This is a genomic window from Novosphingobium sp. HR1a (genome assembly GCF_015594425.1).
Taxonomy (GTDB): Bacteria; Pseudomonadota; Alphaproteobacteria; order Sphingomonadales; family Sphingomonadaceae; genus Novosphingobium; species Novosphingobium resinovorum_A.
This window is the reverse complement of record NZ_JABXWS010000043.1, coordinates 38,709-63,553: the sequence shown is the minus strand read 5'-3', so window position 1 is coordinate 63,553 and position 24,845 is coordinate 38,709. Positions and strand designations below refer to the sequence as shown.

The 24,845-nt window shown below is 65.0% G+C and carries 28 protein-coding genes and 1 tRNA gene; 15 read left to right on the top strand and 14 right to left on the bottom strand.

From position 1 onward, the window contains the following. The first annotated feature begins 29 nt into the window (after positions 1–29). The 3 genes from HWN72_RS10330 (at position 30) to HWN72_RS10320 (ending at position 1,430) form a co-directional block, all read left to right on the top strand. Positions 30–254: a F0F1 ATP synthase subunit C gene (locus HWN72_RS10330; protein WP_008833283.1), complete on the top strand. Its 225-nt coding sequence runs from the start codon at positions 30–32 to the stop codon at positions 252–254. A gap of 104 nt (positions 255–358) precedes the next feature. Then, on the top strand, positions 359–853 hold the full coding sequence (locus HWN72_RS10325) for an F-type H+-transporting ATPase subunit b (protein WP_008833282.1): 495 nt from the start codon (positions 359–361) through the stop codon (positions 851–853). Next, positions 846–1,430, top strand: coding sequence for a hypothetical protein (locus HWN72_RS10320; RefSeq protein WP_211150233.1), 585 nt, complete (start codon positions 846–848; stop codon positions 1,428–1,430). Before HWN72_RS10325 ends, HWN72_RS10320 begins: the two co-directional genes overlap by 8 nt. 182 nt (positions 1,431–1,612) lie before the next feature. On the opposite strand, the gene HWN72_RS10315 is transcribed toward HWN72_RS10320, so the two are convergent. From HWN72_RS10315 to HWN72_RS10285, 7 genes are all read right to left on the bottom strand, one after another. Beyond that, positions 1,613–2,332: an alpha/beta family hydrolase gene (locus HWN72_RS10315; RefSeq protein WP_211150232.1), complete on the bottom strand. Its 720-nt coding sequence runs from the start codon at positions 2,330–2,332 to the stop codon at positions 1,613–1,615. A 58-nt stretch (positions 2,333–2,390) separates the two neighbouring features. Further along, positions 2,391–3,035 (bottom strand): inner membrane-spanning protein YciB, encoded by a 645-nt coding sequence (locus HWN72_RS10310; protein WP_211150231.1) that lies wholly within the window; start codon positions 3,033–3,035, stop codon positions 2,391–2,393. Next, positions 3,035–3,988 (bottom strand): signal recognition particle-docking protein FtsY, encoded by a 954-nt coding sequence (gene ftsY / locus HWN72_RS10305; RefSeq protein WP_211150230.1) that lies wholly within the window; start codon positions 3,986–3,988, stop codon positions 3,035–3,037. The genes HWN72_RS10310 and ftsY overlap by 1 nt, the downstream gene beginning before the upstream one ends. Then, positions 3,985–5,163 carry a MiaB/RimO family radical SAM methylthiotransferase gene (locus HWN72_RS10300; RefSeq protein ID WP_211150229.1) on the bottom strand — a complete coding sequence of 393 codons (1,179 nt, stop codon included), beginning with the start codon at positions 5,161–5,163 and terminating at the stop codon, positions 3,985–3,987. The genes ftsY and HWN72_RS10300 overlap by 4 nt, the downstream gene beginning before the upstream one ends. Then, a complete protein-coding gene (gene dapF, locus HWN72_RS10295; RefSeq protein ID WP_008833276.1) occupies positions 5,160–5,990 on the bottom strand; it encodes a diaminopimelate epimerase in 831 nt (276 codons plus the stop codon). Before dapF ends, HWN72_RS10300 begins: the two co-directional genes overlap by 4 nt. A gap of 171 nt (positions 5,991–6,161) precedes the next feature. Beyond that, positions 6,162–7,772: a bifunctional diguanylate cyclase/phosphodiesterase gene (locus tag HWN72_RS10290; RefSeq protein ID WP_211150228.1), complete on the bottom strand. Its 1,611-nt coding sequence runs from the start codon at positions 7,770–7,772 to the stop codon at positions 6,162–6,164. A 137-nt stretch (positions 7,773–7,909) separates the two neighbouring features. Next, the gene (locus HWN72_RS10285) at positions 7,910–8,845 is read right to left on the bottom strand and encodes an isopenicillin N synthase family oxygenase (RefSeq protein ID WP_211150227.1); all 936 of its coding nucleotides are present in this window, start codon (positions 8,843–8,845) and stop codon (positions 7,910–7,912) included. A gap of 98 nt (positions 8,846–8,943) precedes the next feature. Here HWN72_RS10285 and HWN72_RS10280 point away from each other — a divergent pair, with 98 nt between their 5' ends. From HWN72_RS10280 to HWN72_RS10270, 3 genes are all read left to right on the top strand, one after another. Further along, positions 8,944–9,351, top strand: a complete 408-nt coding sequence (locus tag HWN72_RS10280) for an EVE domain-containing protein (protein ID WP_211150226.1) — start codon at positions 8,944–8,946, stop codon at positions 9,349–9,351. 120 nt (positions 9,352–9,471) lie between these two features. Next, positions 9,472–9,654, top strand: a complete 183-nt coding sequence (locus HWN72_RS10275; RefSeq protein ID WP_008833272.1) for a CsbD family protein — start codon at positions 9,472–9,474, stop codon at positions 9,652–9,654. Between the two features lie 164 nt (positions 9,655–9,818). After that, positions 9,819–10,028, top strand: a complete 210-nt coding sequence (locus HWN72_RS10270; protein ID WP_248005926.1) for a hypothetical protein — start codon at positions 9,819–9,821, stop codon at positions 10,026–10,028. Positions 10,029–10,123: 95 nt separating this feature from the next. On the opposite strand, the gene HWN72_RS10265 is transcribed toward HWN72_RS10270, so the two are convergent. Continuing rightward, positions 10,124–11,437: an MFS transporter gene (locus HWN72_RS10265; RefSeq protein WP_211150224.1), complete on the bottom strand. Its 1,314-nt coding sequence runs from the start codon at positions 11,435–11,437 to the stop codon at positions 10,124–10,126. A gap of 122 nt (positions 11,438–11,559) precedes the next feature. Here HWN72_RS10265 and pgsA point away from each other — a divergent pair, with 122 nt between their 5' ends. After that, the gene (pgsA, locus tag HWN72_RS10260; RefSeq protein WP_008833269.1) at positions 11,560–12,153 is read left to right on the top strand and encodes a CDP-diacylglycerol--glycerol-3-phosphate 3-phosphatidyltransferase; all 594 of its coding nucleotides are present in this window, start codon (positions 11,560–11,562) and stop codon (positions 12,151–12,153) included. Positions 12,154–12,287: 134 nt separating this feature from the next. Beyond that, positions 12,288–13,451, top strand: coding sequence for an MFS transporter (locus tag HWN72_RS10255; protein ID WP_211150223.1), 1,164 nt, complete (start codon positions 12,288–12,290; stop codon positions 13,449–13,451). Positions 13,452–13,555: 104 nt separating this feature from the next. Here the strand turns inward: HWN72_RS10255 and HWN72_RS10250 are convergent, their stop codons facing one another. The 3 genes from HWN72_RS10250 to HWN72_RS10240 all read right to left on the bottom strand — a co-directional run bounded on the left by HWN72_RS10250 (position 13,556) and on the right by HWN72_RS10240 (position 16,234). Then, entirely contained in the window at positions 13,556–14,452 is an 897-nt protein-coding gene (locus HWN72_RS10250; protein WP_008833267.1) for a hydrogen peroxide-inducible genes activator, read from the bottom strand. A 187-nt stretch (positions 14,453–14,639) separates the two neighbouring features. After that, positions 14,640–15,833, bottom strand: coding sequence for a ribonuclease D (rnd, locus tag HWN72_RS10245; protein ID WP_008833266.1), 1,194 nt, complete (start codon positions 15,831–15,833; stop codon positions 14,640–14,642). Positions 15,834–15,898: 65 nt separating this feature from the next. Further along, the gene (locus tag HWN72_RS10240) at positions 15,899–16,234 is read right to left on the bottom strand and encodes a hypothetical protein (protein WP_211150222.1); all 336 of its coding nucleotides are present in this window, start codon (positions 16,232–16,234) and stop codon (positions 15,899–15,901) included. A 270-nt stretch (positions 16,235–16,504) separates the two neighbouring features. Between HWN72_RS10240 and aspS the strand changes: the two genes are divergently transcribed. From aspS to mltG, 4 genes are all read left to right on the top strand, one after another. Beyond that, the gene (aspS, locus tag HWN72_RS10235) at positions 16,505–18,313 is read left to right on the top strand and encodes an aspartate--tRNA ligase (protein WP_211150221.1); all 1,809 of its coding nucleotides are present in this window, start codon (positions 16,505–16,507) and stop codon (positions 18,311–18,313) included. Positions 18,314–18,602: 289 nt separating this feature from the next. Further along, positions 18,603–18,839: an acyl carrier protein gene (locus tag HWN72_RS10230; RefSeq protein ID WP_007679564.1), complete on the top strand. Its 237-nt coding sequence runs from the start codon at positions 18,603–18,605 to the stop codon at positions 18,837–18,839. A 179-nt stretch (positions 18,840–19,018) separates the two neighbouring features. Continuing rightward, complete coding sequence (fabF, locus tag HWN72_RS10225; protein WP_211150220.1) at positions 19,019–20,278, top strand: beta-ketoacyl-ACP synthase II; 1,260 nt, start codon at positions 19,019–19,021, stop codon at positions 20,276–20,278. A gap of 4 nt (positions 20,279–20,282) precedes the next feature. Then, entirely contained in the window at positions 20,283–21,257 is a 975-nt protein-coding gene (gene mltG, locus HWN72_RS10220) for an endolytic transglycosylase MltG (RefSeq protein WP_211150219.1), read from the top strand. A 1-nt stretch (position 21,258) separates the two neighbouring features. Here the strand turns inward: mltG and HWN72_RS10215 are convergent, their stop codons facing one another. Next, positions 21,259–21,669 (bottom strand): sugar transporter, encoded by a 411-nt coding sequence (locus tag HWN72_RS10215; protein WP_211150218.1) that lies wholly within the window; start codon positions 21,667–21,669, stop codon positions 21,259–21,261. 96 nt (positions 21,670–21,765) lie between these two features. Between HWN72_RS10215 and HWN72_RS10210 the strand changes: the two genes are divergently transcribed. The 3 genes from HWN72_RS10210 to HWN72_RS10200 all read left to right on the top strand — a co-directional run bounded on the left by HWN72_RS10210 (position 21,766) and on the right by HWN72_RS10200 (position 23,946). Then, entirely contained in the window at positions 21,766–22,329 is a 564-nt protein-coding gene (locus HWN72_RS10210; RefSeq protein WP_211150217.1) for a 2'-5' RNA ligase family protein, read from the top strand. Between the two features lie 108 nt (positions 22,330–22,437). Continuing rightward, a tRNA-Met gene (locus HWN72_RS10205) sits at positions 22,438–22,514 on the top strand. A gap of 178 nt (positions 22,515–22,692) precedes the next feature. Beyond that, entirely contained in the window at positions 22,693–23,946 is a 1,254-nt protein-coding gene (locus HWN72_RS10200; protein WP_054733036.1) for an integrase arm-type DNA-binding domain-containing protein, read from the top strand. Between the two features lie 15 nt (positions 23,947–23,961). On the opposite strand, the gene HWN72_RS31060 is transcribed toward HWN72_RS10200, so the two are convergent. Both HWN72_RS31060 and HWN72_RS10195 read right to left on the bottom strand, forming a co-directional pair. Then, complete coding sequence (locus HWN72_RS31060) at positions 23,962–24,207, bottom strand: DUF5818 domain-containing protein (protein ID WP_234716087.1); 246 nt, start codon at positions 24,205–24,207, stop codon at positions 23,962–23,964. Next, positions 24,173–24,832, bottom strand: a complete 660-nt coding sequence (locus HWN72_RS10195) for a lytic transglycosylase domain-containing protein (protein WP_082395425.1) — start codon at positions 24,830–24,832, stop codon at positions 24,173–24,175. Before HWN72_RS10195 ends, HWN72_RS31060 begins: the two co-directional genes overlap by 35 nt. Between the last annotated feature and the right edge of the window lie 13 nt (positions 24,833–24,845).

The window sequence follows — 24,845 nt, the reverse complement described above, 5'->3', positions numbered from 1 at the left end:
TTGCGGGCACACCAAAGGGAGTTTTTGATATGGACGCAGAAGCTGCAAAGCTGCTCGGAGCCGGTTTCGCTGCAATCGGCGCCGGCCTCGCCTCGATCGGCGTGGGCAACGTTTTCGCCAAGTTCCTCGAAGGCGCGCTGCGCAACCCGGGCGCCGCTGACGCCCAGCAGGGTCGCCTGTTCATCGGCTTCGCCGGTGCAGAGCTTCTCGGCCTGCTTTCGTTCGTCATTGCCGCGCTGCTGATCTTCGCCTGATCGCTCGCGTTTGACCGGATTTCCGGCCGCCCTGACCCTTTGGTGAGGCGGCCGGGATTTCCGGCAAGATTTTTTCCGGCTTCCTTCGAGACAGGGCTGAACCCATGCCTCAGATCGCTCAGCTAGGCGAGTTCTACTCCAGCCAGATCTTCTGGCTGTTGATCTTCTTCGGTATCACCTTCTTCGTCGTTGGACGGGGCATGGTGCCGAAGGTGATGGACACCGTCGCCAGCCGTGACAACCAGATCGCCGCCGACCTCAAGGCAGCCGAAGCCGCTCGTGCCCAGGCCGATGCCGAAGAGGCCTCCTGGCGCACCCGCGAGAACGCCAACCGCGCTTCGGCGCAGGGCACCATCGCCGACGCCCGCGCCAAGGCCGCAGCCGCTGCCGAGCAGCGCCTCGCCGTTGCCCAGGCATCGATCGACGCCACCCTAGCCGGTGCGGAAACCCGCATCGCCGAGGCGCGCCGTGCCGCTGCCGACGATATCGAGACCGTGGCCGCCGAGGCGACCCGCGACATCGTCAGCCGCATCGCCGGCCTGTCGCTGGGCGACGACGTCGTGCGCGGCGCCGTGAAGGAGAACCTGGTCCATGGCTGACGCCAACGCCGCCGTCGAGCACGGCCTCGACCATGAAGCCGCCGAAGTGACGGGTGCCGAAGGTACGCACGCTTCGACCGAGCATCACGCCGAACCGCTGTTCCTCGGCTTCGCGCCGCCGGTCGCGGTCGTCAGCAGCTCGATGATCGTGCTGCTCGCGATCCTGGCCTGGAAAGGCGTGCCGAAGATGATCGGCAAGGGTCTCGACGGCAAGATCGCCGAGATCAAGGCCCAGCTCGCCGAAGCCAAGTCGCTGCGCGCCGAGGCGGAAGCCCTTCGTTCGGAATACGCGAGCAAGATCGCGAACGCTGAGAAGGACGCCGCCGCGATGCTCGACCATGCCCGTCACGAAGCCGAGGCGATCGTCGCCAAGGCCGAGGCGGACACCACCGAGACCATCGCCCGCCGCGAGAAGATGGCGCAGGACAAGATCACCGCAGCCGAGTTCGCTGCCGTGACCCAGCTGCGCAATCAGGCTGCCGCTGCCGCCGCCGCTGCCGCGAAGGGCCTGATCGCCGCGAACCATTCCGCCGCCGCCGACAAGGCGCTGGTGGACCAGGCGATCGCCGGGATCTGATTTTCCGCACCCTTGCGGGTGGGATCAAGAAGCCTCCGTCCTCGGACGGGGGTTTTTTGTTTGTGCGAGGGGCAGAGATACCGGTCCAGAGGGACCATCACTGAGGACCTTTAGTGTGACCTTGCCGGTGTTTGGCGTCACTATTGGGACGATGTGCAGCATATTAGATGGGCTATAGCTCTTTAGGATTTCCCAAACGGCTTCTCCAGAAAGTCGGAAACCGCTGCCCATGCTCGGTCAAACTCGGTGGCTCGCAAGTTGTCGCAGTCGTGATCACAAGCGAGGGATACCACTTGCGCGCTCACCGGCAGGTGGCGTCCGAAGTCTGACGGGTCGCAGCCATAGTCGTCCGCATCGCCCTGGATGATCAGCAGCGGCTTGTTCACGGCATGCAGGTGCGTGGTACGATAGGCTTGCGGCTGCCGGTGTGGATGCCGGAAGGGGTAGCCGAAGCACACTATCCGCTCGATGCCGCGATGATCTGCGATTTGCGTGGCTGAGATGCCGCCTGCGGAATGCGTCACGAGGCAGGCAGAATGGTCGCTCATTGCGTCCAGTAATCGCCTCAACTGGCGGGCATCGTTGGCGGGCTGACCATGCAAGGCGGTGTAAAGATGGTCGTAGCGGTGTGCATCGACCGCTACGAAAGCGACGCGCAACAGCATGCGCAAAAGGCGGCGTGGCTTTGAGTCGCTGCTGCGCCAGCATAGCCAGGGCCATCTGGCGACGATGCGTGCACCTATGTCCTCGTAAGACCTGGCGTAGTCGGATACGAACCAGTGGAGATGGAAGCCCTTTGCCTCCAGCATCAACAAGATGCGATGAATATCCCCGGAATTGCGGGTCTTGTCGGTGCGCCCCATAACGATGATCGTGCGGGGAATCGGGCCGGAATGCTGCATGCGCCCCCTGTTCCCCCTTGCGGGCGAACGGTCTCTTTCTACGATTGGTGTCCGAGGCTCAATCGTGCGGCGGGTTCTCGACCAGTTCTTCCTTCGCGCTTTCGCCCATGCCGTGCTTCAGCACCATCGGCAGCTGCGAGAACGTGAACAGGAACGAAAGCACCGTGAAGCCCCAGAGCTTGGCCTGCAGCCACGTGTCGAAGCTGACGGTATAGACCAGCACCGTGTTCAGCACCGCCAGCACCAGGAAGAACCACGCCCAGTTGCGCGACAGGATCATCCAGCCGGCGTCGTCCAGCCCCTCGAAGGCAGCCTGCAGCAGGTACTTGAGCATCGCCTTGCCGCGCCACAGGCCCACGAACAGCACGGCCGAGAACATCAGGTAGACGGCGGTGGGCTTGAGCTGGATGAAGATCGCATTGCGGAACACCACTGTCAGCGCGCCGAAGCCGAGGATCAGCACCGTCGTCAGCCACAGCATCGGCGAGACATGGCCGAGCCGCCACTTCGACACGATCAGCGCCGCTACGGTCGCCACCATGAAGGCGATCGTGCCCTTGATGACGGCGGTGACGGTGGCGATCGAATTGCCGTCGCCCTCGGGCGAGAAGTGCCGGTAGGCGAGGAAGAACACCAGCAGCGGCCCGAAATCGACGACGAGGTTCAGCCAGCTGGATTTGGGCTTCTTTTCGGCGGCGCTCATCACGCGATCCCCGCGATGACCCGCGCGAGCAGGTCGGGGTTGAAGGGCCGCAAGTCGTCGATCTTCTCGCCGACGCCGATGGCGTGGATCGGCAGGCCGTATTGCTCCGCCGCCGCGACGAGGACGCCGCCGCGCGCGGTGCCGTCGAGCTTGGTCATGATGAGGCCGGAAACGCCCGCCACTTCCTTGAAGATCTCGATCTGCGAAAGCGCGTTCTGGCCGTTGGTGGCATCCAGCACCAGCACGACGTCGTGCGGCGCGGCGGGGTTCAGGCGGCCGAGGACGCGGCGGATCTTGGCCAGTTCGTCCATCAGCTCGCGCTTGTTCTGGAGACGCCCGGCGGTATCGACGATCAGCGCGTCGATGCCCTGTTCGGTCGCGGCCTTGAGGCCGTCGAACACGATCGAGGCGGGGTCACCGCCCTCGGGGCCGGTGACGATGGGGATCGACAGGCGATCCGCCCAGACCTTGAGCTGGCCGATCGCGGCGGCGCGGAAGGTGTCTCCGGCTGCCAGCATGACCGAATAGTCCTGCTCCTGGAACAGGTGCGCCAGCTTGGCGATCGTGGTGGTCTTGCCCGAGCCGTTGACGCCGATCACGAGGATCACCTGCGGGCGCGGGAAGGCGACGATGTCGAGCGGCTTGGCGACCGGGCGCAGGATCTCGGCGATCTCGCGCGCGACGACTTCCATGATGGCGCGTTCGTCGGCATCACGCTCGAAGCGCTCCTCGGCCAGCCGGTCACGGATGCGGGCGGCGGCGCGGGGGCCGAGGTCGGACATGATGAGCGCGTCTTCCAGCGCATCGAGCTGCGCCGAGGTCAGACGGGTGCCGCCGCCAAGGCCCGCGAGGTTGCCCGCGAGGCGCTGCGAGGTCTGGCGAAAGCCTCCGAAGAGACGGTCGGACCAGTCGCTTGATGCCCCCTCGTTTTGCTGGGGGTCAGGGGTACTCATGCTTCCAGCATTCCTTCGACAATTCGGGTCGGGGTCACTTCCACCAGCGCGCCGGGCGGCGTGCCGGGGGGAACCCGGACGGGCGCGAAGTCGGCCGCGTGGCCGCTCCCGCCCCTTTCGGCGAGCACCCATAGCGGCAAGCCCAGATGCGCGGCAAGCCAGGATGCGCGGGTTTCGGCCACCTTTGCGCGCAACTGCGCGGCGCGGGCGCGGATCGTCGCGTGCTCCACTTGCGGCATGCGCGCGGCGGGAGTGCCGGGGCGCTGCGAGTAGGGGAAGACGTGGCCGTGGACGACACCCAGCGCCTCGATGATCGACAGGTTGGCGGCGTGCGCCTCGTCGTCCTCGGTGGGGAAACCGGCGATGAGGTCGGCACCGATGGCGATCTCCGGGCGGCGGGCGCGCAAGCCTGCGACAAGGTTCACCGCGTCGGCGCGAGAGTGGCGGCGCTTCATGCGCTTGAGGATCAGGTCGTGGCCATGCTGCAGCGAAAGGTGGACATGCGGCATGACCCGGGCCTCCGAGGCGAGGAGGTCGAACAGCAGGTCGTCCACTTCGGCGCCGTCGATCGAGGAGAGGCGCAGGCGCGGCAGGTCGGGGAAGCGGGTAAGGATCGCTTCTGCCAGCGTACCGAGGCGCGGCTCTCCGGGCAGGTCGTCGCCCCATGAGGTGAGATCGACGCCGGTGAGGATCACTTCCTGTACGCCTGCGTCGAGGTGGCGGGCCACGTCGTCCAGCACTTGCGTGACGGTGCGCGAGCGGCTCGGGCCTCGGCCTTGCGGGATGACGCAGAAGGTACAGGCGTGGTCGCAGCCGTTCTGTACCTGCACGAAGGCGCGGGTGTGGGCGCGGGTTTCCGGCGCTCGCGTGGCGAGCGGCACGTTCCAGGCGCGCGGGTCGAGCTTGGCGGTGTTGGCGATGAGGCCGTCCACCTCGGGCATCGCCGCTAGCGCCTCGCGCTCGACTTCGGCCGCGCAGCCGGTGACGAGGAGGCGCGCGTCGGGACGGGCCTTGCGGGCGCGACGGATGGCCTGGCGGGTCTGGCGCACGGCTTCCGCCGTGACCGCGCAGGAGTTGATGACGACGAGGTCGTCCGCCTCACCCAGCATCCCGCGCAGGGACTCGCTTTCGGCGAGGTTCAGGCGGCAGCCGAGCGAATGGACCTCGACGGTCAAATGGCGATCCTGATGTGCGCTCCGAAATCGGCGGCGTCGAAGGAGCCGCGGAAGGCTTCGGTCGCGGGGCCGGTCATGACGATCTCGTTGTCCTCGCGCCACTCGATCACCAGCGGGCCGCCGGGCAGCGTCACGGTGACGCGGCGGTCGACGAGGCCGCGCTTCATCGCGCCGATCGCGGTGGCGCAGGCGCCGGTGCCGCAGGCGCGCGTGAGGCCCGCGCCGCGCTCCCACACGCGCAGGGTGATCGCGTCTCGCGCGGTGATGCCAGCTACGTTGACGTTGATGCGCTCGGGGAACAGCGGGTCGGTCTCGATCATCGGGCCGATGCGGGCCATGTCGATCGCGTAGGGATCGGCGACGAAAAAGATGACGTGCGGGTTGCCGACGTTGACCGCAATCGGGTTCACCAGTTCCTCCCACGCGACGGGCATGGCGTGGGTGTCCATGGCGTAGGCGAGGGGGATCGCGTTCCAGTCGAAGCGCGGCTTGCCCATCTGGACGCTGATGCCGCCATCGGTGGGCGTGGAGATGACGAGCCCGCCGAGCGTCTCGATCCGGGCGGGTTCACCGTGCAGCAGGCCGACCGCGCGCGTGGCGTTGCCGCAAGCCTCGACCTCGCTGCCGTCGGCGTTGAAGATGCGCATGCGGAAATCGGCGTCCATCGAGGGTTCGAGGACGATGAGCTGGTCGCAGCCGATCCCGGTGTGGCGGTCCGCCAGCGCCGAGGCGAAGGCGGCGTCCACCGGGGGCAGCGCGTGCACGCGGCCGTCGAGCACGATGAAGTCATTGCCCAGGCCGTGCATCTTGGTGAAGTCGATCCGCATGCGCGCGATTTAGGTGGTGCGGGGGGGAAGGTCAATTTCCCCTGCCGTTTTCGTCGTCCCGGACTTGATCCGGGACCGGTGGCTGTCTTTAGGCGGATGCGGTCGGCGAGACGCCTTGCCGAGAGCAAGGTCGCTCAAGGCAAGCGGTCCCGGATCAGGTCCGGGACGACGTCAGGCGCGCTTCACTTCCGGTGTATCATCCGGGGCGACTTCGGTCTTGGGTTCCTCACCCAGCCATTCGCCGAGTTCGGCCGCGGGGCGGGGGCGGCCGTACAGATAGCCCTGGCCGGTGATCCCGCCGTACTGGCGCAAGTGGTCGAGCACGGCCTGCGTCTCGATCCCCTCGGCCGTTACCGGCATGTGCAGCCCTTCGCCCAGCGTCGCCACGGCGCGGACGATGGCGGCGCTGTCCTCGTCGTCGAGCATGCTGGAGACGAAGCTGCGGTCGATCTTGATGCGGTCGAACGGCAGCTGCTTGAGCTGCCCGATCGAGCTGTAGCCGGTGCCGAAATCGTCGAGGCTGATGCGGATGCCCTGGTTCTTGAGGCTGGTCACCAGCGTGCGTACCTGGCCCAGGTTCTGGTGGAGGCAGCTTTCGGTGATCTCGATCTCCAGCCGCTGCGGCGGGAAGTTGGCCTCCACCAGCATGCGCAGGAGTTTCTGGGCGAACCACGGGTCGCGCAGCTGGATGGGCGAGATGTTGACCGCCAGCGTCAGCTTCGGGTCCCACAGTTTCGCGTCTTCCAGCGCCTGTGCGATCACGCTGCGCGAGAGTTCGGTGATCGCGCCGATCTCCTCGGCGACGGGGATGAAGATGTCAGGTGCAACGATGCCGAATTGCGGCGAATCCCAGCGCGCCAGCATCTCGAAGCCGGTCAGCTCGCCCGTTTCCAGATCGACCTGCTGTTCGTAGAACGGCACGAATTCGCCGCGCGGAATGCCCTGGCGGATGCCTGCCTCAAGGTCGGCGCGGAAACGCATCTCGTGCGCCATCTGCGGCTCGAACCACGAGAACTGGTTCCGGCCCTGTCGCTTGGCGTGGTACATCGCGACGTCGGCCATCTCCAGCAGCGCGGGCGAGGAAGTCGTGCGCGATTCGGCGCGGGCGAGGCCGATCGAGGCGGTGACGTCGATCGTCGCGTTGCTGATGCGCGAGCCCTCGGCGATGGCCTGCACCAGGGCCGCGGCGATGCTGTCGACGGTTTCGCTGTGACGGGGCTCGAACGGAACGGCTACGGCGAATTCGTCGCCGCCGATGCGGCCGACGATGGTGCCTTCTGGAAGCGCGGCGGTGATGCGGCGGGCGCATTCCACCAGCAGGCGGTCGCCGGTGGCGTGGCCGTTGTAGTCGTTGACCTGTTTGAAGTTGTCGAGATCGATCATCAGCACCGCCACGGCCCGCCCCGCCGTCGCGCTGCGGTCGATCAGTGCGTCGACGCTCAGGTTGAAGCTGCGGCGGTTGTGGAAGCCGGTGAGCGAATCGGTTTCGGCAAGTCGCCGCGCTTCACGCTCGGCGGCGCGGCGCAGCATGATCTCGTCGCACAGTTCGCGGTAGCGGCTCCAGCCGAAGATGATGATCGCGATGTTGAGCAGGAAGGCGTTGAGCAGGAAATGGTCCGGCCCCGGACCTTGTCCGGTAAGCGAGTTGACGACCGCCGGGCCGATTTCGCTGCCGGTGGCGACGAAAAGAATGATCGCCGCGGTAACGATGCCGAAAGCGACGATGTCGACCTCGCTGCCTTCCGTGTCACGCCGGGAGGAAAGGATACTTGCTGCGTGCACGAAATGGCCCCTCCAAGGGCGTGGCTTGTAAGCCGTTGGAGCTACGCAGTTCCTCTGAAATATCAGTTAACGAAAAAGCCCCGGCCTGCGCGAGCGGGCCGCGGCTTGGACTATTACAGAGTTTTAATCGGCGCCGTTTACATCTTCAGGCCGATCTCGCGCAGGCGCTCCTGCAGGTAGTCGTCGGCGGTGATCGAGACCGGGTAGCGATCCGGGTTCTCGTCGCTCACGCACTCGGGCAGGGTGACGAACGGGAAGTCGCTGCGCAGGTGCAGGAAGAACGGCATCGAGTAGCGGCTGTGCCCGGCACGCGCGCCCTCGGGGTTGCGGACGCGGTGCGTGGTCGAGGGCAGCACGTGGTTGGTCAGGCGCTGCAGCATGTCGCCGATGTTGACGACGATCGCGCCCTCGGGCGGCGCGACCGAGAGCCAGCGACCGTCCTTGCTCAGCAGTTCGAGGCCCGCTTCCTGTGCGCCGAGCAGCAGGGTGATGAGGTTGATGTCCTCATGCGCGCCGGCACGGATGGCGCCTCCGGATTCAGCCGAAACCGGCGGGTAGTGCAGCAGGCGCATCACCGAGTTGCCGTCCTCGATCCCTGCGTCGAACCAACCCGCATCGAGGCCGAGGTCGACGGCGATCGCTGAGAGCACCTTGGCGCCGGCCTCGTCAAACTGGGCGTAGAGTTCGCGGAAGGTCTCTTCGAAGCCTTCAACCTCGGTCGGCCAGATGTTCGGCGGCATCGAGGCGGCGAGCGGCGAATCGGCGGGAACGTCGCGGCCGACGTGCCAGAATTCCTTGAGGTCCTTCTCCTTAGCGCCCTTGGCGACTTCGGTGCGGAACGGCGTATAGCCGCGCGCGCCGCCCTGGCCGGGGATGAAGTATTTCTGCTTGGTCTCGACCGGGAGGGCGAAGAATTCCTCGGTCCTGGCCCAGGCCTGGTCGATCAGCGACTGGTCGATGCCGTGGTCCCGGATCATCGCGAAGCCGAAGGTGCGGAAGCTCTCGCCGACGCGCGCGGGCAGGTCGGCGCTGTCGGCCACGAGGCTGAGGACGGGGATTTGTGCGAGGTCCATGGTAGTGCAATCCGTAACGAGTCGGTATGCCGCCCCTTTAGGCGCCCCGGCCGTCACAGTCTAATTCGGGCCGGAAATTTACGATGGAAGGTGCGGGCATGGCATACTGGCTGATGAAGTCTGAACCCGATGCTTACGGCTGGAACGATCTTGTGAAGGAAGGCGAGGGCACATGGGACGGCGTGCGCAACCACCGCGCCGCCAACAACCTGCGCGCCATGGAAGTGGGAGACGAGGTGTTCTTCTACCACTCCAACATCGGCAAGGAGATCGTCGGCATCGCTACGGTGAGCAAGGCCGGGATCACCGATCCCAGCGATCCCGAGGGCAAGTGGGCGGCGGTCAAGGTGAAGCCGGTGCGCAAGCTGAAGCGGCCGGTGACACTCGCGCAAGTGAAGGGCGATCCCAAGCTGGCGGAGATGGAACTGGTGAAGTTCTCGCGCCTGTCGGTGGGTGTGGTGACGCCGCAGGAGTGGGGCTACGTGCTGGGGCTGGCAGGGGAGTGACGACATATCGCCGCTAAGGCACGCCTCGGCGCAGGCGTACGAAACTTAGCGGCGGAGCAGCGTGTTCTCTTCACGTGACGGCAGCGAGATGTTTCGCCGCCGAGCTAAGGAGATACCGCCGTGGGTGAACTCAAGGACACCGTGAAGGGCCTGGGCAACGAGATTGCCGGTAACGTCAAGCAGGCCGCAGGCAAGGCCCGCAACGACCCGGCCCAGCAGGCAGAAGGCAAGGCCCAGGAAAAGAAGGGCGAGCTTCAGCAGGGCATCGGCAAGGTCAAGGGCGCGCTCGGCGACCGGGTCTGACCTGACCTCTTCCTGACGGAAACCAGCGAGAGGGCTGCCTTAGGGCGGCCCTTTTTCTTTGGGTTTCCGATGCTTGCAAGAACGAATCGTCCCGTTTCGGGAAGGGTTCGCCAAGCGCTTTGCGCAATGGTAAACAAATCGTTAATGCGTGACTTATGCGAAGCATGACACGTCGCGCACTCGTCCTCACGCAGGAGTCGGCCGGGCACTGGTTCCGCCGCTCACTGCCGCCCCACGTCTTCACCGAATCGCTTGAGGAGGAAGACGAAGATGTGGAGGCCGCGCGCAAATGGCGCTTCAGTGGCGGCGACTGGCGTGGGTTCCTGACGGCCTACTGCGCGAGTTTCGTGGCGATCACCCTGTTCATCGCCTGACCATTTCCGCCATTGCGAATAACCGAGGAAACCCAAGGCAGCGTCAGGCTATCTTGGGTTTCGTCGGTTATTCGCAATGATGATGCGTAGAAGGCTCAACCCGCGCTGGGGCACTTCTCGGCGCGGAACAGCAGGTAGCCCAGCCATGCCGAGGCGACGCAGCACAGCGAGACGACCAGCAGTTGCTGCGCCACCGCAACGCCCATCAGCGTCATTACGCCGGTCGCCAGCGAACCGACGACCATCGCGCCCGAATTAACGATGTTGTTTGCGGCAATCGTGCGCGCGGTCTGCGACTTGGGCACGAAGGTGGTGAGGAAGGCGTAGAGCGGCACCACGAACATACCGCCGCAGATGGCGATGCCCAGCAAGGTCAGCATCAGCGGGATCGCCAGCGGCTGCACGACGAAGATGCCCACGTCCATCAGCGTCCCCGTTCCGCTATGCGGCGGCCAGATGCGGCAGACCTGCTGGAAGGCGACGAGGAACACGCCCATGCCGATCACCGAGATCGGCGACCAGCGCGCGGAAACGGTGCCCTTGAGCAGCGCATTGATCGCCATCGACCCGATTGCGACGCCGACCGAGAAGATCACGAGGAACAGGCTGGCCACTTCCTTGCTGGCCATCAGCATGTTCTTGGCGAGCGGCGGGAATTGGACGAACAGGACGGTGCCGATCGCCCAGAAGAAGCTGATCGCGCAGATGGCAAGGAACACGCGGCGGTCCTGCATCGTCGTGCGCACCAGGCGCACGGAAGCGCGGATGACGTGGTAGTCGAGCGGCTCGATTTTGCCCAGCGGCGGGGCGGATGGGACCTGTCGCCCTGCGAACCAGCCGATTATGGCGACGACGATCACCCCGATCGCGGCGGCATCGACGCTGATCCAGCCCGCGACGATCGTGCCGGCGAGTACGGCGATGTACGTACCCGCTTCGACCAGCCCGGTGCCGGAGAGGACTTCGCCGTCCTTCAGGTGCTGCGGCAGGATCGCGTACTTGATCGGTCCGAAGAACGTCGAGTGAACGCCCATCGCGAACAGCGCCAGCAGCATCAGCGGGATGGCCACGGCGTCGAGCGCCTGCCCCTGCCACGCAAGGGCAAGGCCCGCGCCGCCGACCAGCATGATGCCGATCTCGCAGGCCTTGATGATGCGAATCAGCTTCGCCTTGTCGCGCATGTCGGCCAGCTGTCCGGCCAGCGCCGAGAGCAGGAAGAAGGGGATGATGAAGATCGCCGAGGCCATCGCGCTGAACCGCGCCTCCTGGCCTTCCGAGTGGTACACCTCGTAGACGACGAAGAGCACCATCGCGTTCTTGAACAGGTTGTCGTTGAACGCGCCCAGAAGCTGGGTGACGAAAAGGGGGAGAAAACGTCGCGCCCGGATGAGTTGGGTCGTCGTGGTCATGATCTAAGTATGCCGCCGGCCTTGCTCATTGGTCGTCGGGACACTTAATGGCATGGGGCGGGGGCACAAGCCCTGTTCACCACTTTATTCCCGTAGCGATTGCGGGCTATGGCATTCCCATCATGCTGACTCTGCCGAACATCCTGACGCTTTCACGCATCGTCGCCCTTCCGTTGCTGGCCTTCCTGCTCTGGTGGCCCAGATGGGAATTCGGGTACGGACTGGCTTTCGGGCTTTACTGCCTGATGGGACTCACCGACTATTTCGACGGCTATCTTGCTCGTTCGAGCGGGACGGTGTCGAAGCTGGGCGTATTCCTCGACCCTATCGCCGACAAGATCATGGTGGCGACGGTGATTCTGGTGCTGACCGCGCAAGGCATCCTGCGTGGGCCTTTCGTGGGCGACATGCACGTGATCGCGGGCCTCGTCATCCTCGTGCGTGAGATCGCCGTGTCGGGCCTGCGTGAGTTTCTTGGGGGGCTGCAGGTTTCGGTGCCGGTCAGCCGCCTTGCGAAGTGGAAGACGACGTTCCAGCTGATCTGCCTGGGGGCGCTGATCCTTGGCGTGGCGATGCCGTGGTGGAATCTCGACCTCGGCGCGCTGGTAATCAACGTGCCGCATACCGTGGGCCTGACGACGCTGTGGGCGGCCGCCGCACTGACGGTGGTGACGGGCTGGGACTATCTGCGGGTCGGCCTCAAGCACATGGACTGAACCCCTTGCGCTTGCGGTGCGGGCAAGCGGACTTGCGTTCCCCGCACTTGGTCTGACGCGGCTCGAGGGCCATTTGCGCTTGGAGCGGGGGCTACAGCACGAAGGATTTCACCATTACCGTCGCGTCCAGCACCATGTCGGCGTCCAGTGCCGTCGGCGGCCCCAGTCGCCCGGTCGTCTTCTCGCTGGCCGTCGCTGCCGGGCTGACCGTCGCCAACATCTACTACAACCAGCCGATGATCGGGCTGATGGAGCGCGACCTTGCGGGTGCGGCGGCGACTTACGTGCCGACCGCGACGCAGCTCGGTTACGCCTTCGGCCTCGTCGTGTTGGTGCCGCTTGGCGATCTGGTGGAGCGGCGGAGGCTGATCGTGCTGCAATGCCTGGCGCTGACCGCCGCGCTGGCACTCGTCGCCGTCGCGCCGAGTGCCGGGCTGGTGCTGGCCGCATCGCTGCTGGTCGGGCTGCTCGCTTCGGTTGCGCAGCAGATCGTGCCGTTCGCGGCGAATCTCGCCCCTGACGAGAAGCGTGGCGCAATCGTCGGCACGGTGATGGCCGGTCTCCTGTGCGGTATCCTGCTCAGCCGTACGCTGGCGGGCTTCGTTGCCGGAACGCTCGGGTGGCGGGAGATGTTCTGGCTCGCGGTTCCACTGGCGCTTTTGACCGCACTGCTCATGGCGTTCCAGCTTCCGCGCAGCCGTCCGCAAGACACCGGACTCGGCTATGTCGGCCTGCTGCGCTCGCTCTGGAGTCTGTGGCGCGAATTTCCCGCGCTGCGGCTGGCGACTTATACCCAGTGCTGCCAGTTCGGCGTCTTCAGCGTGTTCTGGACCATTCTTGCCCTGCGCCTGCAGGAGCACTTCGACCTTGGGCCGGAAGCTGCGGGACTGTTCGGTATCGTCGGTGCGGCGGGCGTGCTTGCAGCACCGGTCGCAGGGCGGCTCGCCGACCGTCGCGGTCCGCATCCCGCCATCGTGCTGGGCACGGTGATGACGCTGGCGGCGTGGCTGATCTTCGGTTTCTGGCATTCGCTGGCCGGGCTGGTCGTGGGGGTACTGGTGCTCGACGTGGCGGTGCAGCTCAGCCAGATCTCCAACCAGAGCATCATCTACGCGCTGCGGCCTGAGGCTCGCTCACGCATCAACACCGTCTACATGGCGATGATGTTTCTGGCCGGTGCGGCCAGTTCGGGCGCGGCGACGGCGGCATGGCACGAGTGGGGCTGGAGCGGGGTCTCGGCGCTCGGGATCGGCATTTCGGTGCTCGGCGTGGCGCTGCAGGTGCTGCGGCGGCGCTAGGACGCCGGGGCTTCGACAAGCTCAGCCTGAGCGGGGTTCAAGGACTGGCTCTCAATACCGCTCAGGCTGAGCTTGTCGAAGCCCCCTCAGGCTACAAAGCCAGGTCAACCAGCCCGCAACTCGTCCGCCAGCATCCGGAATTCCTCTGCACGCGGGGAATTCTTGCGCCACACCAGCGTGATCTCGCGATTCGCGTTGGGCGAGATCAGCGGCCGGGCGACGACGTTGGTTCCATTGAGAATCCCTGCGTCGAGCGCCATTTCCGGCAGCATCGTCAGGCCCAGCCCGTTGTCGACCATTTGCACCAGCGTATGCAGCGAGGTGCCGATCATCGTCGCGCTGGCCCGCAGTTCGGGCCGGTTGCAGGCGGCGAGGGCATGGTCCTTGAGGCAGTGCCCGTCCTCGAGCAGGAGCAGGCGGTTCTCGTCGATCACGTCGGGGCTGACTTCGGCGGGCGGATCGCGCGGATCGTCGCGGGGGAAGGCGACGAAGAAGGCGTCGAGTTCGATCGTCTCCTTCTCCACCTCGCCGGTCGCATAGGGCAGGGCGAGCAGCACGCAGTCGGCGCGGCCATGGTGGAGCGATTCCATCGCCGCCTGGCTCGGTTCCTCGCGCAGGAAGAGCTTGAGATTCGGGCGTTCGCGGCGCAGGCGTGGCAGCATCCGGGGCAGCAGGAACGGCGCGATCGTCGGGATCACGCTCATGCGCACTTCGCCCGAGAGCGGCTTGCCGCTGGACTGGACGAGTTCGGACAGTTCCTCCGTCTCGCGCAGGATGCGGTGGGCCTTCTCGACCACGGCATTGCCCAGCGGCGTGAAGCGGACGGCGCGCTTGGTGCGCTCCACGAGGACTACGCCAAGCAGCGTTTCCAGATCGCGCAGACCCGCCGACAGTGTCGATTGCGACACGAAGCAGGCATCGGCGGCACGGCCGAAATGGCCGTGCTCGTGGAGCGAGACGAGATACTGGAGCTGCTTGAGCGTCGGTTGGTAGACGGTCATGTGGTGGCTATTGCACGGTGGGAGCGGTTCGCCAAGCGGAGTTGTGCAATGCGGAAGAAGGAGGAAGGGAGCCCACCCCCGGCCCCTCCCGCAAGCGGGAGGGGAGGAAAAATCGCAGCGTTGCCCCTCCCGCTTGCGGGAGGGGAGCGAGACTTGGTCCAGAGGACCTAGTCGCAGCGGGGAGGGCTTATTCGGCCACCGTATCGTCGACGACGTCTTCCACGCGCGTCATCTTGAGCTTGCCGTTCTCCACCGCGAAGGCGAGCTTGCCCTCGACGAGATCGAGCGCATCGCGGCCGAACACGTCGTAGCGCCAGCCCTGCAGCAGGCTGAGGTTCTTGCGAACGCCCGCCGCGAGCAGTTCCAGCTCATCACTGCGCGCCAGCAGGCGGGCCGCGGCGTCGATCTCGCGGGCGCGGATCTTGAGCAGCAGCTTGAGCAGGTCGGCGACCAGCGAGCCTTCCTTGCCGAGCGGCGCGCCGCGCGGGGCGCGGGCGGGCATCTCGTCGTCGGTCAGTGGCTCCGCCTTGGCGATGGCGGTCATCAGGCGGCGGCCGATTTCGTTATCCTTCCAGCCTTGCGACAGGCCGCGCACTTTAGCCAGATCGGCCTGGCTCTTGGGCGGGTGGCTGGCGATGTCGGCCAGCGTCTCGTCACGGGCGATGCGGCCGCGCGGGATGTTCTTGCCCTGCGCTTCCAGTTCTCGCCATTCGGCGATCGCGCGCAGGCGGCCAAGCACTTGCGGGTTGCGGCCCGGCGCCTTGATCCGGTGCCAGGCTTCCTTGGGGTCGTTCCGGTAGTTCTCCGGATCGGCCAGCTTTTCCATCTCCTGGTCCAGCCAGGCACCGCGCCCGGTCTTGATCAGGCGCTTGAGGATCTTGGGGAAGATCTTGGAAAGATGCGTGACGTCGCCGATCGCGTATTCGATCTGGCGGTCGGTCAGCGGGCGGCGCGACCAGTCGGTGAAGCGGGCGCCCTTGTCGATCGTCAGGCCCTGCCACGATTCGACGAGGTTGGAATAGCCGATCTGCTCGGACTGGCTGATCGCCATCATCGCGATCTGGGTGTCGAAGATCGGGTGCGGGGTGCGGCCGGTGAAGTTGAAGATGATCTCCACGTCCTGCCCGCCCGCGTGGAAGACCTTGAGGACGTCCTCGTTCTGCGTCAGCAGGTCGAGCAGTGGGGTCATGTCGAGACCGTCCGCCAGCGGATCGATCGCCGCCGCTTCCTCGGTATTGGCGATCTGCACGAGGCAGAGTTCGGGCCAATAGGTGTTCTCGCGCATGAACTCCGTGTCGACGCTCACGAAATCGGACTTCGCGAGACGCTCGCACAGGGCGGCAAGATCTTCGGTTTTCGTTATCAGCGGGTGAATTTTCATTGAACGAGGGCGTTACGCCTAACCGCGCGGGGGATCAACGCCCCGTGTTACCGTTTTGTCGCAGTTTATTTCCGACCGAGGAGCCGCTGCCACAGGCTGGGCTTCTTGATGTCGGCCAGTTCGGCAATGCTCTCGGCCGTCACGAAGCGGTGGCGCAACTGCGATCCGGTGGTGTGACCGTAGGGGAGGGGAAGGTACAGGCCCTCGGGTTCATGTCCCGGGTCCGCTTCCGGATCGGCGAGTTCGCGCAAGTCGAGCATGGCCGGAAATTCGGCCTCGACCGAAGCGCTCGCAGGCGCGGAAACCGGTGCGTCGGCCCATTCCTGGTACTGCGCCGCTTTCCCTTCGTCGGTCGGGTGGAAGATGGTTTCGTCCAGCTTGCCGTCAGCAAACATCTGCATTTCCCGGTTTTTTGGTGTGGCGACCCGTGCGCGGGAGCATAATCGCCAAATGGTTTATTTGGAGTTACCGCCGTCATCCCGGCGCAGGCCGGCACCGCTGGCGATGAACAGCCCACCTTGCATCGAGGCTCCCGGCCAATGCCTGAAGACCGCAAGCGTTCCCGGCCTGCGCCGGGATGACGGGGATTTTACGCGAATCCCCATCTGGCAATCGCTGCGGCACTCCTTTAGTGGGGCCGCAACTATTCCATTCGACCAAAAGAGCCCGTCATGACCCATCCCTACCGCTCCCACACCTGCGGCGCCCTGAGCGCGGCTGAGGTCGGCCAGACCGTCCGCCTCTCGGGCTGGGTCCATCGCAAGCGTGACCATGGCGGCGTGCTGTTCGTCGACCTGCGCGATCATTACGGCATCACCCAGGTCGTGACCGACAGCGACAGCCCGGCGCTCGCCGTGCTCGATTCGCTGCGCGCGGAAAGCGTCGTGACGATCGAGGGCACCGTGAAGGCGCGTTCGGAAGGCACCGTGAACCCGAACCTCACCACAGGCGAGATCGAGGTCTACGCCCGCGTCGCCACCGTGCTGGGCAAGGCCGAGGAACTGCCGATGCCGGTCGCCGGCGAGCAGGAGTACCCGGAGGACATCCGCCTCAAGTACCGCTTCCTGGATCTGCGCCGCGAGACGCTGCATGCCAACATCGTCAAGCGCACGCAGATCATCCGTGACATGCGCCGCCGCATGGAAGACACCGGCTTCACCGAATATTCGACGCCGATCCTGACCGCTTCCAGCCCCGAAGGCGCACGCGACTTCCTGGTGCCCAGCCGCATCCACGCCGGAAAGTTCTACGCGCTGCCGCAGGCACCGCAGCAGTATAAGCAACTGCTGATGGTCGCGGGCTTCGACCGCTACTTCCAGATCGCTCCTTGCTTCCGCGACGAAGACCCGCGCGCCGACCGCCTGCCGGGCGAATTCTACCAGCTCGACCTCGAAATGAGCTTCGTCACCCAGGAAGAAGTCTGGGAGACGATGGAGCCGGTCCTGCGCGCCACCTTCGCCGAGTTCGCGGGCGACAAGCCGGTCACCCCGGCCGGTGAATTCCGCCGCATCCCGCACGCGCAGGCGATGCTGGACTACGGTTCGGACAAGCCGGACCTGCGTAACCCGCTGCTGATCAAGGACGTGACCGAACACTTCGTCGAATCCGGCTTCGGCATCTTTGCGGGCATCGTCGCCAATGGCGGCACGATCCGCGCGATCCCGGCTCCGGGGGCAGGCGCGGGTAGCCGCAAGTTCTTCGACGACACGAATGTCTGGGCACGCGGCGAGGGTTACTCGGGCCTCGGCTACATCAACATCAAGGACGGCGTCCCCGGCGGCCCGATCGCCAAGAACCACGGCGAGGAAAAGACCGCCGCGCTGATCGCGGCGCTCGGTCTCGGCCCGAACGACGGCGTGTTCTTCGCCGCGGGTAAGGAAGAGCAGGCCGCCAAGCTGGCGGGCCTCGCCCGTACGCGCGTGGGCGAGCAGCTCGGCCTGATCGACAAGGACCGCTTCGAGCTGTGCTGGATCGTCGACTTCCCGTTCTACGAATGGGACGAGGACAACAAGAAGGTCGACTTCGCGCACAACCCGTTCTCGATGCCGCAGGGCGGGATGGACGCGCTGGAGAACCAGGACCCGCTGACGATCAAGGCCTACCAGTACGACCTCGTCTGCAACGGCTTCGAGATCGCCTCGGGCTCGATCCGCAACCAGTCGCCCGAGCTGATGGTCAAGGCTTTCGAGATGACCGGCCTGACGCAAGCGGACGTGGAGGATCGCTTCGGCGGCCTCTACCGCGCGTTCCAGTACGGCGCCCCGCCGCATGGCGGCATGGCTGCCGGTGTGGATCGCATCGTGATGCTGCTGTGCGGCGCGCAGAACCTGCGCGAGATCACGCTGTTCCCGATGAACCAGCGCGCCGAGGACCTCCTCATGAACGCGCCGAGCCACGCCGAGCCCAAGCAGCTGCGCGAACTGCACTTGCGCGTGGTGGAGCCGGTCAAGCAGGCTGCGCCCGCCAAGGCGGCGGAGTAAAACCCATTCCTCCCCGAACTTGTCTCGGGGAGCGGGACCGCCTCCGCCGGCGGTGGTGGAGGGGAAGAGGTGAGGCATTCCCCCTCCGTCAGCGCTGACGCGCTGCCACCTCCCCAAGGCAAGCTCGGGGAGGAGCCTTGGCCGCAAGGGCGCTTTCTGCCGTCAACCGTGGATAACGCGAGGCTCATCAGCGATCACTGCCGCCCCAAGGCTCTTGCCAGCGCGCCGCCCAGTCTTTAGGGCGACTAGCGTAATTCAAACCCGCCTATTTTCGAAGGGGTCTATACAAATGAGCGATACCGCCGATCGGGTTAAGAAGATCGTCGTCGAGCACCTCGGCGTTGAAGCCGAGAAGGTCACCGAGGACGCCAGCTTCATCGACGATCTGGGCGCCGACTCGCTCGACATCGTCGAGCTGGTCATGGCGTTCGAGGAAGAATTCGGCGTCGAGATTCCGGACGATGCCGCCGAGAAGATCAGCACCGTCTCCGATGCCATCAAGTACATCGAAGAGAACAAGGGTTAATCCCTTCGGTCTGATTTCGGGCCTGCATTTCGGCGCTCCGCTCGTGAGGGGTGGGGCGTGAATGCAACACCGGATTGAAATCGGCAGGCTCGCCCTTTAAGGGGGCGGGCCTGTCGCCGTTTTCGGGCCGTCGGTTTCCCGACGACCGGATGCGGCCATTTGAGATTTTCGGAGAGCATATGCGTCGTGTCGTCGTAACCGGACTTGGTCTCGTCACCCCCCTGGGCGCTGACGTGGAGACCGTTTGGGCCAACATCCTCGCGAGCAAGTCGGGCGCAGGTCCGATCACCAAGTTCGACACCACGGGCCAGAAGTGCCTGATCGCGTGCGAAGTGAAGCCCGCCGATCACGAATACGGCTTCGACGCCGGAAAGCGCGTCGATCACAAGATACAGCGCCAGGTCGATCCCTTCATCGTCTTCGGCATCGACGCCGCGGGCCAGGCGCTCGAGGACGCGGGCCTGACCGACATGAGCGAGGAAGACAAGCTCATGGCCGGCTGCTCGATCGGCTCGGGCATTGGCGGCCTGCCGGGCATCGAGAGCGAATCGCTGGTGCTGGCCGAGAAGGGCCCGGGCCGCGTCTCGCCGCACTTCGTCCATGGCCGCCTCATCAACCTGATCTCGGGCCAGGTCTCGATCAAGTACGGCCTCAAGGGTCCGAACCACGCGGTCGTCACCGCCTGCTCGACCGGCGCGCACTCGATCGGCGATGCCGCGCGCATGATCCGTGACGGCGACGCCGATATCATGCTGGCGGGCGGCGCCGAATCGACCGTCTGTCCGATCGGCATCGCCGGTTTCGCGCAGGCCCGTGCGCTCAACTGCAGCTACAACGACCGCCCCGAACAGGCGAGCCGCCCCTACGACAAGGACCGCGACGGCTTCGTCATGGGTGAAGGCGCCGGTGTCCTCGTCCTGGAAGAGTACGAGCACGCCAAGGCGCGCGGCGCAAAGATCTACTGCGAAGTGATCGGCTACGGCCTGTCGGGCGACGCCTACCACGTCACCGCCCCGCACCCGGACGGCGACGGCGCCTACCGCTCGATGCAGATGGCGCTGAAGAAGGCCGGCATGACGCCTGCCGACATCGACTACATCAACGCCCACGGCACCTCGACCATGGCCGACACCATCGAACTGGGCGCCGTGCGCCGCCTGTTCGGCGACGCCATCGGCAATGTCTCGATGAGCTCGACCAAGTCGGCCATCGGCCACCTTCTGGGCGGCGCGGGTGCGGTCGAATCGATCTTCTGCATCCTTGCGCTGCGCGACCAGATCGTGCCGCCGACCCTCAACCTCGACAACCCGGACGAGGGCTGCGAGGGCGTCGACCTCGTGCCGCACGTCGCCCGCAAGCGCGAAGTGCGCGCCGTGCTCAACAACAGCTTCGGGTTCGGCGGTACCAACGCCAGCCTCGTGATGCGCAAGATCGACTAAACTCATGATCTCCCGGCGCGGATGCGGCCTGGCGGCAGTCGTCGCCGTACTCTTCGTCGGGAGCCTCTGGGCCTTCTTCGGCGGCTGGTACGGCTCCGGCCCGCTGGAAGAAGACAAGCACTTCGTCGTCCCCACCGGCGCCAGCCTTGGGGACGTTGCGGACCGGCTGGAAAAGCAGGGCGTGATCGCCTCCGCTTCCGGCTTCAAGCTGCGCGCCCGCGTGTTCGGAGGCGGCAGCGGGATCAAGGCGGGCGAGTTCGCCATTCCCGCGCACGCCAGCCCCTCGGCCGTGCTGGCGATCATCTCCAGCGACGAGATCATCCGCCGCTTCGTGACGATCCCCGAAGGCATGCCCTCGGTGATGGTCTACGATCGCCTCAAGGCGCAGACGGCGCTGACCGGCGACGTTTCGGTGCCGGAAGAGGGCTCGATCCTCCCCGACACCTACAACTTCGAGAACGGCGAACCGCGCGAGGAACTGGTGCGGCGCATGCAGGCGGCGATGAGCCGCACGCTCAAGGAACTCTGGGCGAACCGCGCCAAGGGCCTCGTCGTAAAGACGCCGGAGCAGGCGATCGTCCTCGCCTCGATCGTCGAGAAGGAAACCGGCAAGCCCTCCGAACGGCGCATGGTGGCAGGGCTCTACTCGAACCGACTGCGGACCGGCATGCTGCTTCAGGCCGACCCGACGATCATCTACCCCATCACCAAGGGCAAGCGCCTCGGCCGCCGCATCCTCCAGTCGGAGATTCAGGCGGTCAACGGCTACAACACCTACACCATGGTCGGTCTGCCCAAGGGGCCGATCACCAACCCCAGCCGCGAATCGATCGCGGCGGTGCTGAACCCGGCCAAGACCGACGCGCTCTACATGGTCGCGGACGGCACCGGTGGCCACGCCTTCGCGGGCACTCTGGCCGAGCACAACCGCAACGTCGCCAAGTGGTTCGCCATTCGCCGTCAAAGGGGCGAGCTGTAACTTAGCTCAACGTTCCGTCCCTTGCTTTCGCCCGCGCATAGAGCAGCGAGGCGAGGGCGATGGCGAAGATCACGGCCGGGAACACCGCCGTCGACCACCCCTTGGCCGCGATCATCCCGAAGCCGAGGAAGCTCCAGCCGAACTGCATCACCACGCCCGCCAGCGAGGCCGCGAAGAACACCCATGCGATCTCGCGGCGCATGAGCAGCAGGATCGCCCCAAGCGTGCCGCCCCAGACCGCCACGGCATAAGCGGCCCATGCCCATGCGGGCATCGAGCCGAATGCCTGTGCGGTGACCGGGTCCGTCTTCGCGACATCGTCGAGATCGGCGTTGACCTGCATCAGATAAGCGGCATCGCCGATCAAATTCCAGATCAGGATCAGTATCGAGATCACGCGGAACGTTCGCATCTGCTTCCCCCTTCATGCACTCCCGGGCCGAACTTTGCCCTGCGTCGCTCTTTCTGGCAATCGGGGCGGATTCGGGACGGGCAGCGGAGTTTCACGATGACCGAACAATCGCCTGACTGGCCCGCCAAAAACTGGGTCGCGACCGGCCCGCGCAAGGCGGGCTCCCCTTTGCTCGTCACTGCGGAACTGCCGTCCGACGTGCTGGGCTGGGCGGACGCCCTCAGGCGTGCGCATTACCCGCCCGAGCGTAATCGCCTGCGCGCCCATGTGACGCTGTTCCATGCGCTGCCGCCATCGGTCGAAGAGGAACTGATCGACCTTCTGAGCGACCTTGCCCGCGCCGCGCCGCCGCCAGCGCGGATCGAGGGGCTGATGAAGCTGGGCACTGGCACGGCTCTTTCCATCGAAAGCCCGGAAATGGTGGCGCTCCACGCGGAGATCGCCGAGCGCATGCACGGCCTGCTCACCCAGCAGGACGCACAGCCGCTACGCCTTCACGTGACGATCCAGAACAAGGTGACGGCGCAGGCGGCGAGGGTGCTGCAGGCGGAACTGGCGCAGCAATTGCAGCCGCGCACATTCCGTTTTCGCGGCTTCGGACTCTATGCCTGGGAGGAGGGCCTGTGGCGCCCGATCCGCCTCGTATCTTTTCGGGGTTGAAGGTGCTTTTTCGGTGTTGACCGATGCGAACCTTGCCCCTAGAGGACGCGGCCTGCCCCGCAGCAACGGGGCGCCGGATCGAGCCGCTCATCGCAGCGGCCTTGGTATGGCGGAGTAGCTCAGTCGGTTAGAGCAGCGGAATCATAATCCGCGTGTCGGGGGTTCGAGTCCCTCCTCCGCTACCATTCCTTGATCCGGAAGCTTCCACTAGCTTCCGCATTTTTCCAAAAATCGAAAGAAAAGCAGAGGTTTGCGGGTGATTCGCGTCCGCATGCGCCCATGGTCTTCCACATGCAGCCAGATTTGGTGTGGGGGTATTTTGGGGGTATTTTCGCGGAGTGTCGGAAAGGAGCGATACCCCCAATGCCTCTCACGGAGACTCAGGCCCGAAATTCCAAGCCAAGTGATCGCGCCTACAAGCTGGCCGACGGGGAGGGCCTATTCCTGTTCGTCCAGCCGAACGGATCAAAGTTGTGGCGGATGAAGTACCGCTTCGCAGGCAAGGAGAAGTTGCTCTCGTTCGGCGCTTACCCAGACCTCGGGATAGCTGCAGCGCGTGCCAAGCGCACAGCCGCAAAGGCGTTGCTAGCCGAGGGCAAGGATCCAATGAAATCCAAGGGGGAAGTGATCTCGCAGGAGGGTGCCACTTTCTTTGATGTCGCAAAGCGCTGGCATGAAAATCGAAAGAGCGCGTTGAATGCCGCGCACGCCGAACGCGTCTGGTCGCGCATGGAAAGGGACGTGTTTCCAGCCATCGGCGAGAAACTCGTTCATGAAATCACGGCGCCCGACGTCCTGGCAATGATACGCAAAATCGAAGCAAGAGGCGCGCTCGATATCAGCCGGCGTGCGAAGCAAGGGGTGGGGCAAGTCTTCCAGTTCGCAATCGCGTGTGGCCTGGCCTCGAATGATCCGACGACACATCTGCGTGGGGCGCTAAAGCCGCGACCACGAGTGAAGCATATGAGCCGTCTGCCGCTCAGCGAATTGCCCGCATTCATCGAGAAGCTGCATGCCTACCAGGAAGAGGGCGAACGGCGGTCCTCAATCACCCGTGACGCAGTTCTCTTTGCGCTCCTGACTTGGGTTCGAACGAAGGAGCTCCGCTTCGCCGCCAAATCCGAGTTCGAAGACCTCGGCGGCAAATCACCTGTCTGGCGCATACCGGCCGAGCGAATGAAGATGGGACGAGAGCATTTGGTGCCCCTCTCGCAGCAGGCAACGCACATCGCGAAATCTATGATAGCAGCAGCGCCTGGCGAGTTTCTCTTCCCGGGTAATGGCCCAAACATGCCGCTTTCAGAGAACACAATGATCTACGCGCTCTATCGCCTCGGATACCACAGTCGCCAAACCGTACACGGCTTCCGGGGCTTGGCGAGCACCTGGGCCAATGAGCAGTTGGTCGAGTTCGGCAAGCCGCCCATGTGGATCAGGAAATACCATGAGGATTGGGTCGAACTACAGCTCGCGCATTCGGAGAAAAACGACGTGCGTGGAGCTTACAATGCCGCTGAATACCTGGCTCCTCGGCGCCGGATGATGCAGGACTGGGCTGACTATCTGAGCGGCGGGAAGGTCATCGACATCAAGAAGGCAGGGAAGCGCGCAGCCTGATAACTATGGCTTCGATCAGACCGGTCCAATCCAGTCTGCGCGCAAACGATCTCGACCTGCGACAACCCCCTCGACAATCACCGCTGATCCGACGAATTCGCATTTGGGTTCTTCGCTCTCGATGATCCAGACGACGTCGTCTGTCGTGGTCAGGAACAACCCGCGTCTACCACGGCTCAAAACTCCCGAGACGCGTCTTCGATCCGCGCTCACAACACCCCCCCGTTCAAAAACGCCAATGGCGCAGCACTTCACGCACATAGGCCGGTGTCTCGCCATTGCGAGGAATACCGCCTGCGCGCTCGACGGCACCTGGACCTGCATTGTAGGCAGCGAGGGCCAGATGAACCACCCCGAACTTGTCCAGCATCTGGCGTAGGTATCGGGCCGCACCCAAGATGTTCGCCTTGGGATCGAAGCGATTTGAAACGCCAAGGTCCCGCGCTGTCCCTGGCATCAATTGCCCCAAGCCTGCGGCCCCGGCCTTGCTGATGGCCATCGGATTATATCGTGATTCCGTCCATACAAGAGCGTCGAGAAGGCCGCTTGGTAGCGAGTATTGAGCCTCAGCAGCGTAAACATGAGGAAGGTAGCTTGCCCGACGGAAGCCCGATGGCGCGCTGCTTTGGGGCTTTGGATATCGATAGGGCAGATAGGTTCGACCCGCATCGGTAGCCAGCGGCTCGGACGAGGCCGTTGGAGGCTTTCTCCAAATGCCATGTTCGACGAGAAGGAAGCCATCAGTCCCTTCTGCAACGCGGAAGCCATCGGTCGTCAACTCCGAGGCAACGGTCATCTGAGGGGGCTCCATCTCCTGCGCGTGAGCGGGGAGGACGGACCCAAATCCTGTCGTTGCCCCTGCAACTACTGCCCATTTCAGTCTCATTCCCAAATCCTTT

Excerpts from the sequence above, each read along its gene's own strand:
- HWN72_RS31060 (WP_234716087.1), bottom strand. The coding sequence starts at position 24,207 with ATGTGCGTGAAGTGCTGCGCCATTGGCGTTTTTGAACGGGGGGGTGTT.
- HWN72_RS10195 (WP_082395425.1), bottom strand. The coding sequence starts at position 24,832 with ATGAGACTGAAATGGGCAGTAGTTGCAGGGGCAACGACAGGATTTGGG.
- pgsA (WP_008833269.1), top strand. The coding sequence starts at position 11,560 with ATGCTGACTCTGCCGAACATCCTGACGCTTTCACGCATCGTCGCCCTT.
- HWN72_RS10255 (WP_211150223.1), top strand. The coding sequence starts at position 12,288 with ATGTCGGCGTCCAGTGCCGTCGGCGGCCCCAGTCGCCCGGTCGTCTTC.
- HWN72_RS10240 (WP_211150222.1), bottom strand. The coding sequence starts at position 16,234 with ATGCAGATGTTTGCTGACGGCAAGCTGGACGAAACCATCTTCCACCCG.
- HWN72_RS10280 (WP_211150226.1), top strand. The coding sequence starts at position 8,944 with ATGGCATACTGGCTGATGAAGTCTGAACCCGATGCTTACGGCTGGAAC.
- dapF (WP_008833276.1), bottom strand. The coding sequence starts at position 5,990 with ATGCGGATCGACTTCACCAAGATGCACGGCCTGGGCAATGACTTCATC.
- HWN72_RS10200 (WP_054733036.1), top strand. The coding sequence starts at position 22,693 with ATGCCTCTCACGGAGACTCAGGCCCGAAATTCCAAGCCAAGTGATCGC.
- HWN72_RS10250 (WP_008833267.1), bottom strand. The coding sequence starts at position 14,452 with ATGACCGTCTACCAACCGACGCTCAAGCAGCTCCAGTATCTCGTCTCG.
- HWN72_RS10265 (WP_211150224.1), bottom strand. The coding sequence starts at position 11,437 with ATGACCACGACGACCCAACTCATCCGGGCGCGACGTTTTCTCCCCCTT.
- HWN72_RS10270 (WP_248005926.1), top strand. The coding sequence starts at position 9,819 with ATGACACGTCGCGCACTCGTCCTCACGCAGGAGTCGGCCGGGCACTGG.
- HWN72_RS10230 (WP_007679564.1), top strand. The coding sequence starts at position 18,603 with ATGAGCGATACCGCCGATCGGGTTAAGAAGATCGTCGTCGAGCACCTC.
- rnd (WP_008833266.1), bottom strand. The coding sequence starts at position 15,833 with ATGAAAATTCACCCGCTGATAACGAAAACCGAAGATCTTGCCGCCCTG.
- HWN72_RS10310 (WP_211150231.1), bottom strand. The coding sequence starts at position 3,035 with ATGAGCGCCGCCGAAAAGAAGCCCAAATCCAGCTGGCTGAACCTCGTC.
- fabF (WP_211150220.1), top strand. The coding sequence starts at position 19,019 with ATGCGTCGTGTCGTCGTAACCGGACTTGGTCTCGTCACCCCCCTGGGC.
- HWN72_RS10330 (WP_008833283.1), top strand. The coding sequence starts at position 30 with ATGGACGCAGAAGCTGCAAAGCTGCTCGGAGCCGGTTTCGCTGCAATC.
- aspS (WP_211150221.1), top strand. The coding sequence starts at position 16,505 with ATGACCCATCCCTACCGCTCCCACACCTGCGGCGCCCTGAGCGCGGCT.
- HWN72_RS10210 (WP_211150217.1), top strand. The coding sequence starts at position 21,766 with ATGACCGAACAATCGCCTGACTGGCCCGCCAAAAACTGGGTCGCGACC.
- HWN72_RS10215 (WP_211150218.1), bottom strand. The coding sequence starts at position 21,669 with ATGCGAACGTTCCGCGTGATCTCGATACTGATCCTGATCTGGAATTTG.
- HWN72_RS10285 (WP_211150227.1), bottom strand. The coding sequence starts at position 8,845 with ATGGACCTCGCACAAATCCCCGTCCTCAGCCTCGTGGCCGACAGCGCC.
- HWN72_RS10320 (WP_211150233.1), top strand. The coding sequence starts at position 846 with ATGGCTGACGCCAACGCCGCCGTCGAGCACGGCCTCGACCATGAAGCC.
- ftsY (WP_211150230.1), bottom strand. The coding sequence starts at position 3,988 with ATGAGTACCCCTGACCCCCAGCAAAACGAGGGGGCATCAAGCGACTGG.
- HWN72_RS10315 (WP_211150232.1), bottom strand. The coding sequence starts at position 2,332 with ATGCAGCATTCCGGCCCGATTCCCCGCACGATCATCGTTATGGGGCGC.
- mltG (WP_211150219.1), top strand. The coding sequence starts at position 20,283 with ATGATCTCCCGGCGCGGATGCGGCCTGGCGGCAGTCGTCGCCGTACTC.
- HWN72_RS10325 (WP_008833282.1), top strand. The coding sequence starts at position 359 with ATGCCTCAGATCGCTCAGCTAGGCGAGTTCTACTCCAGCCAGATCTTC.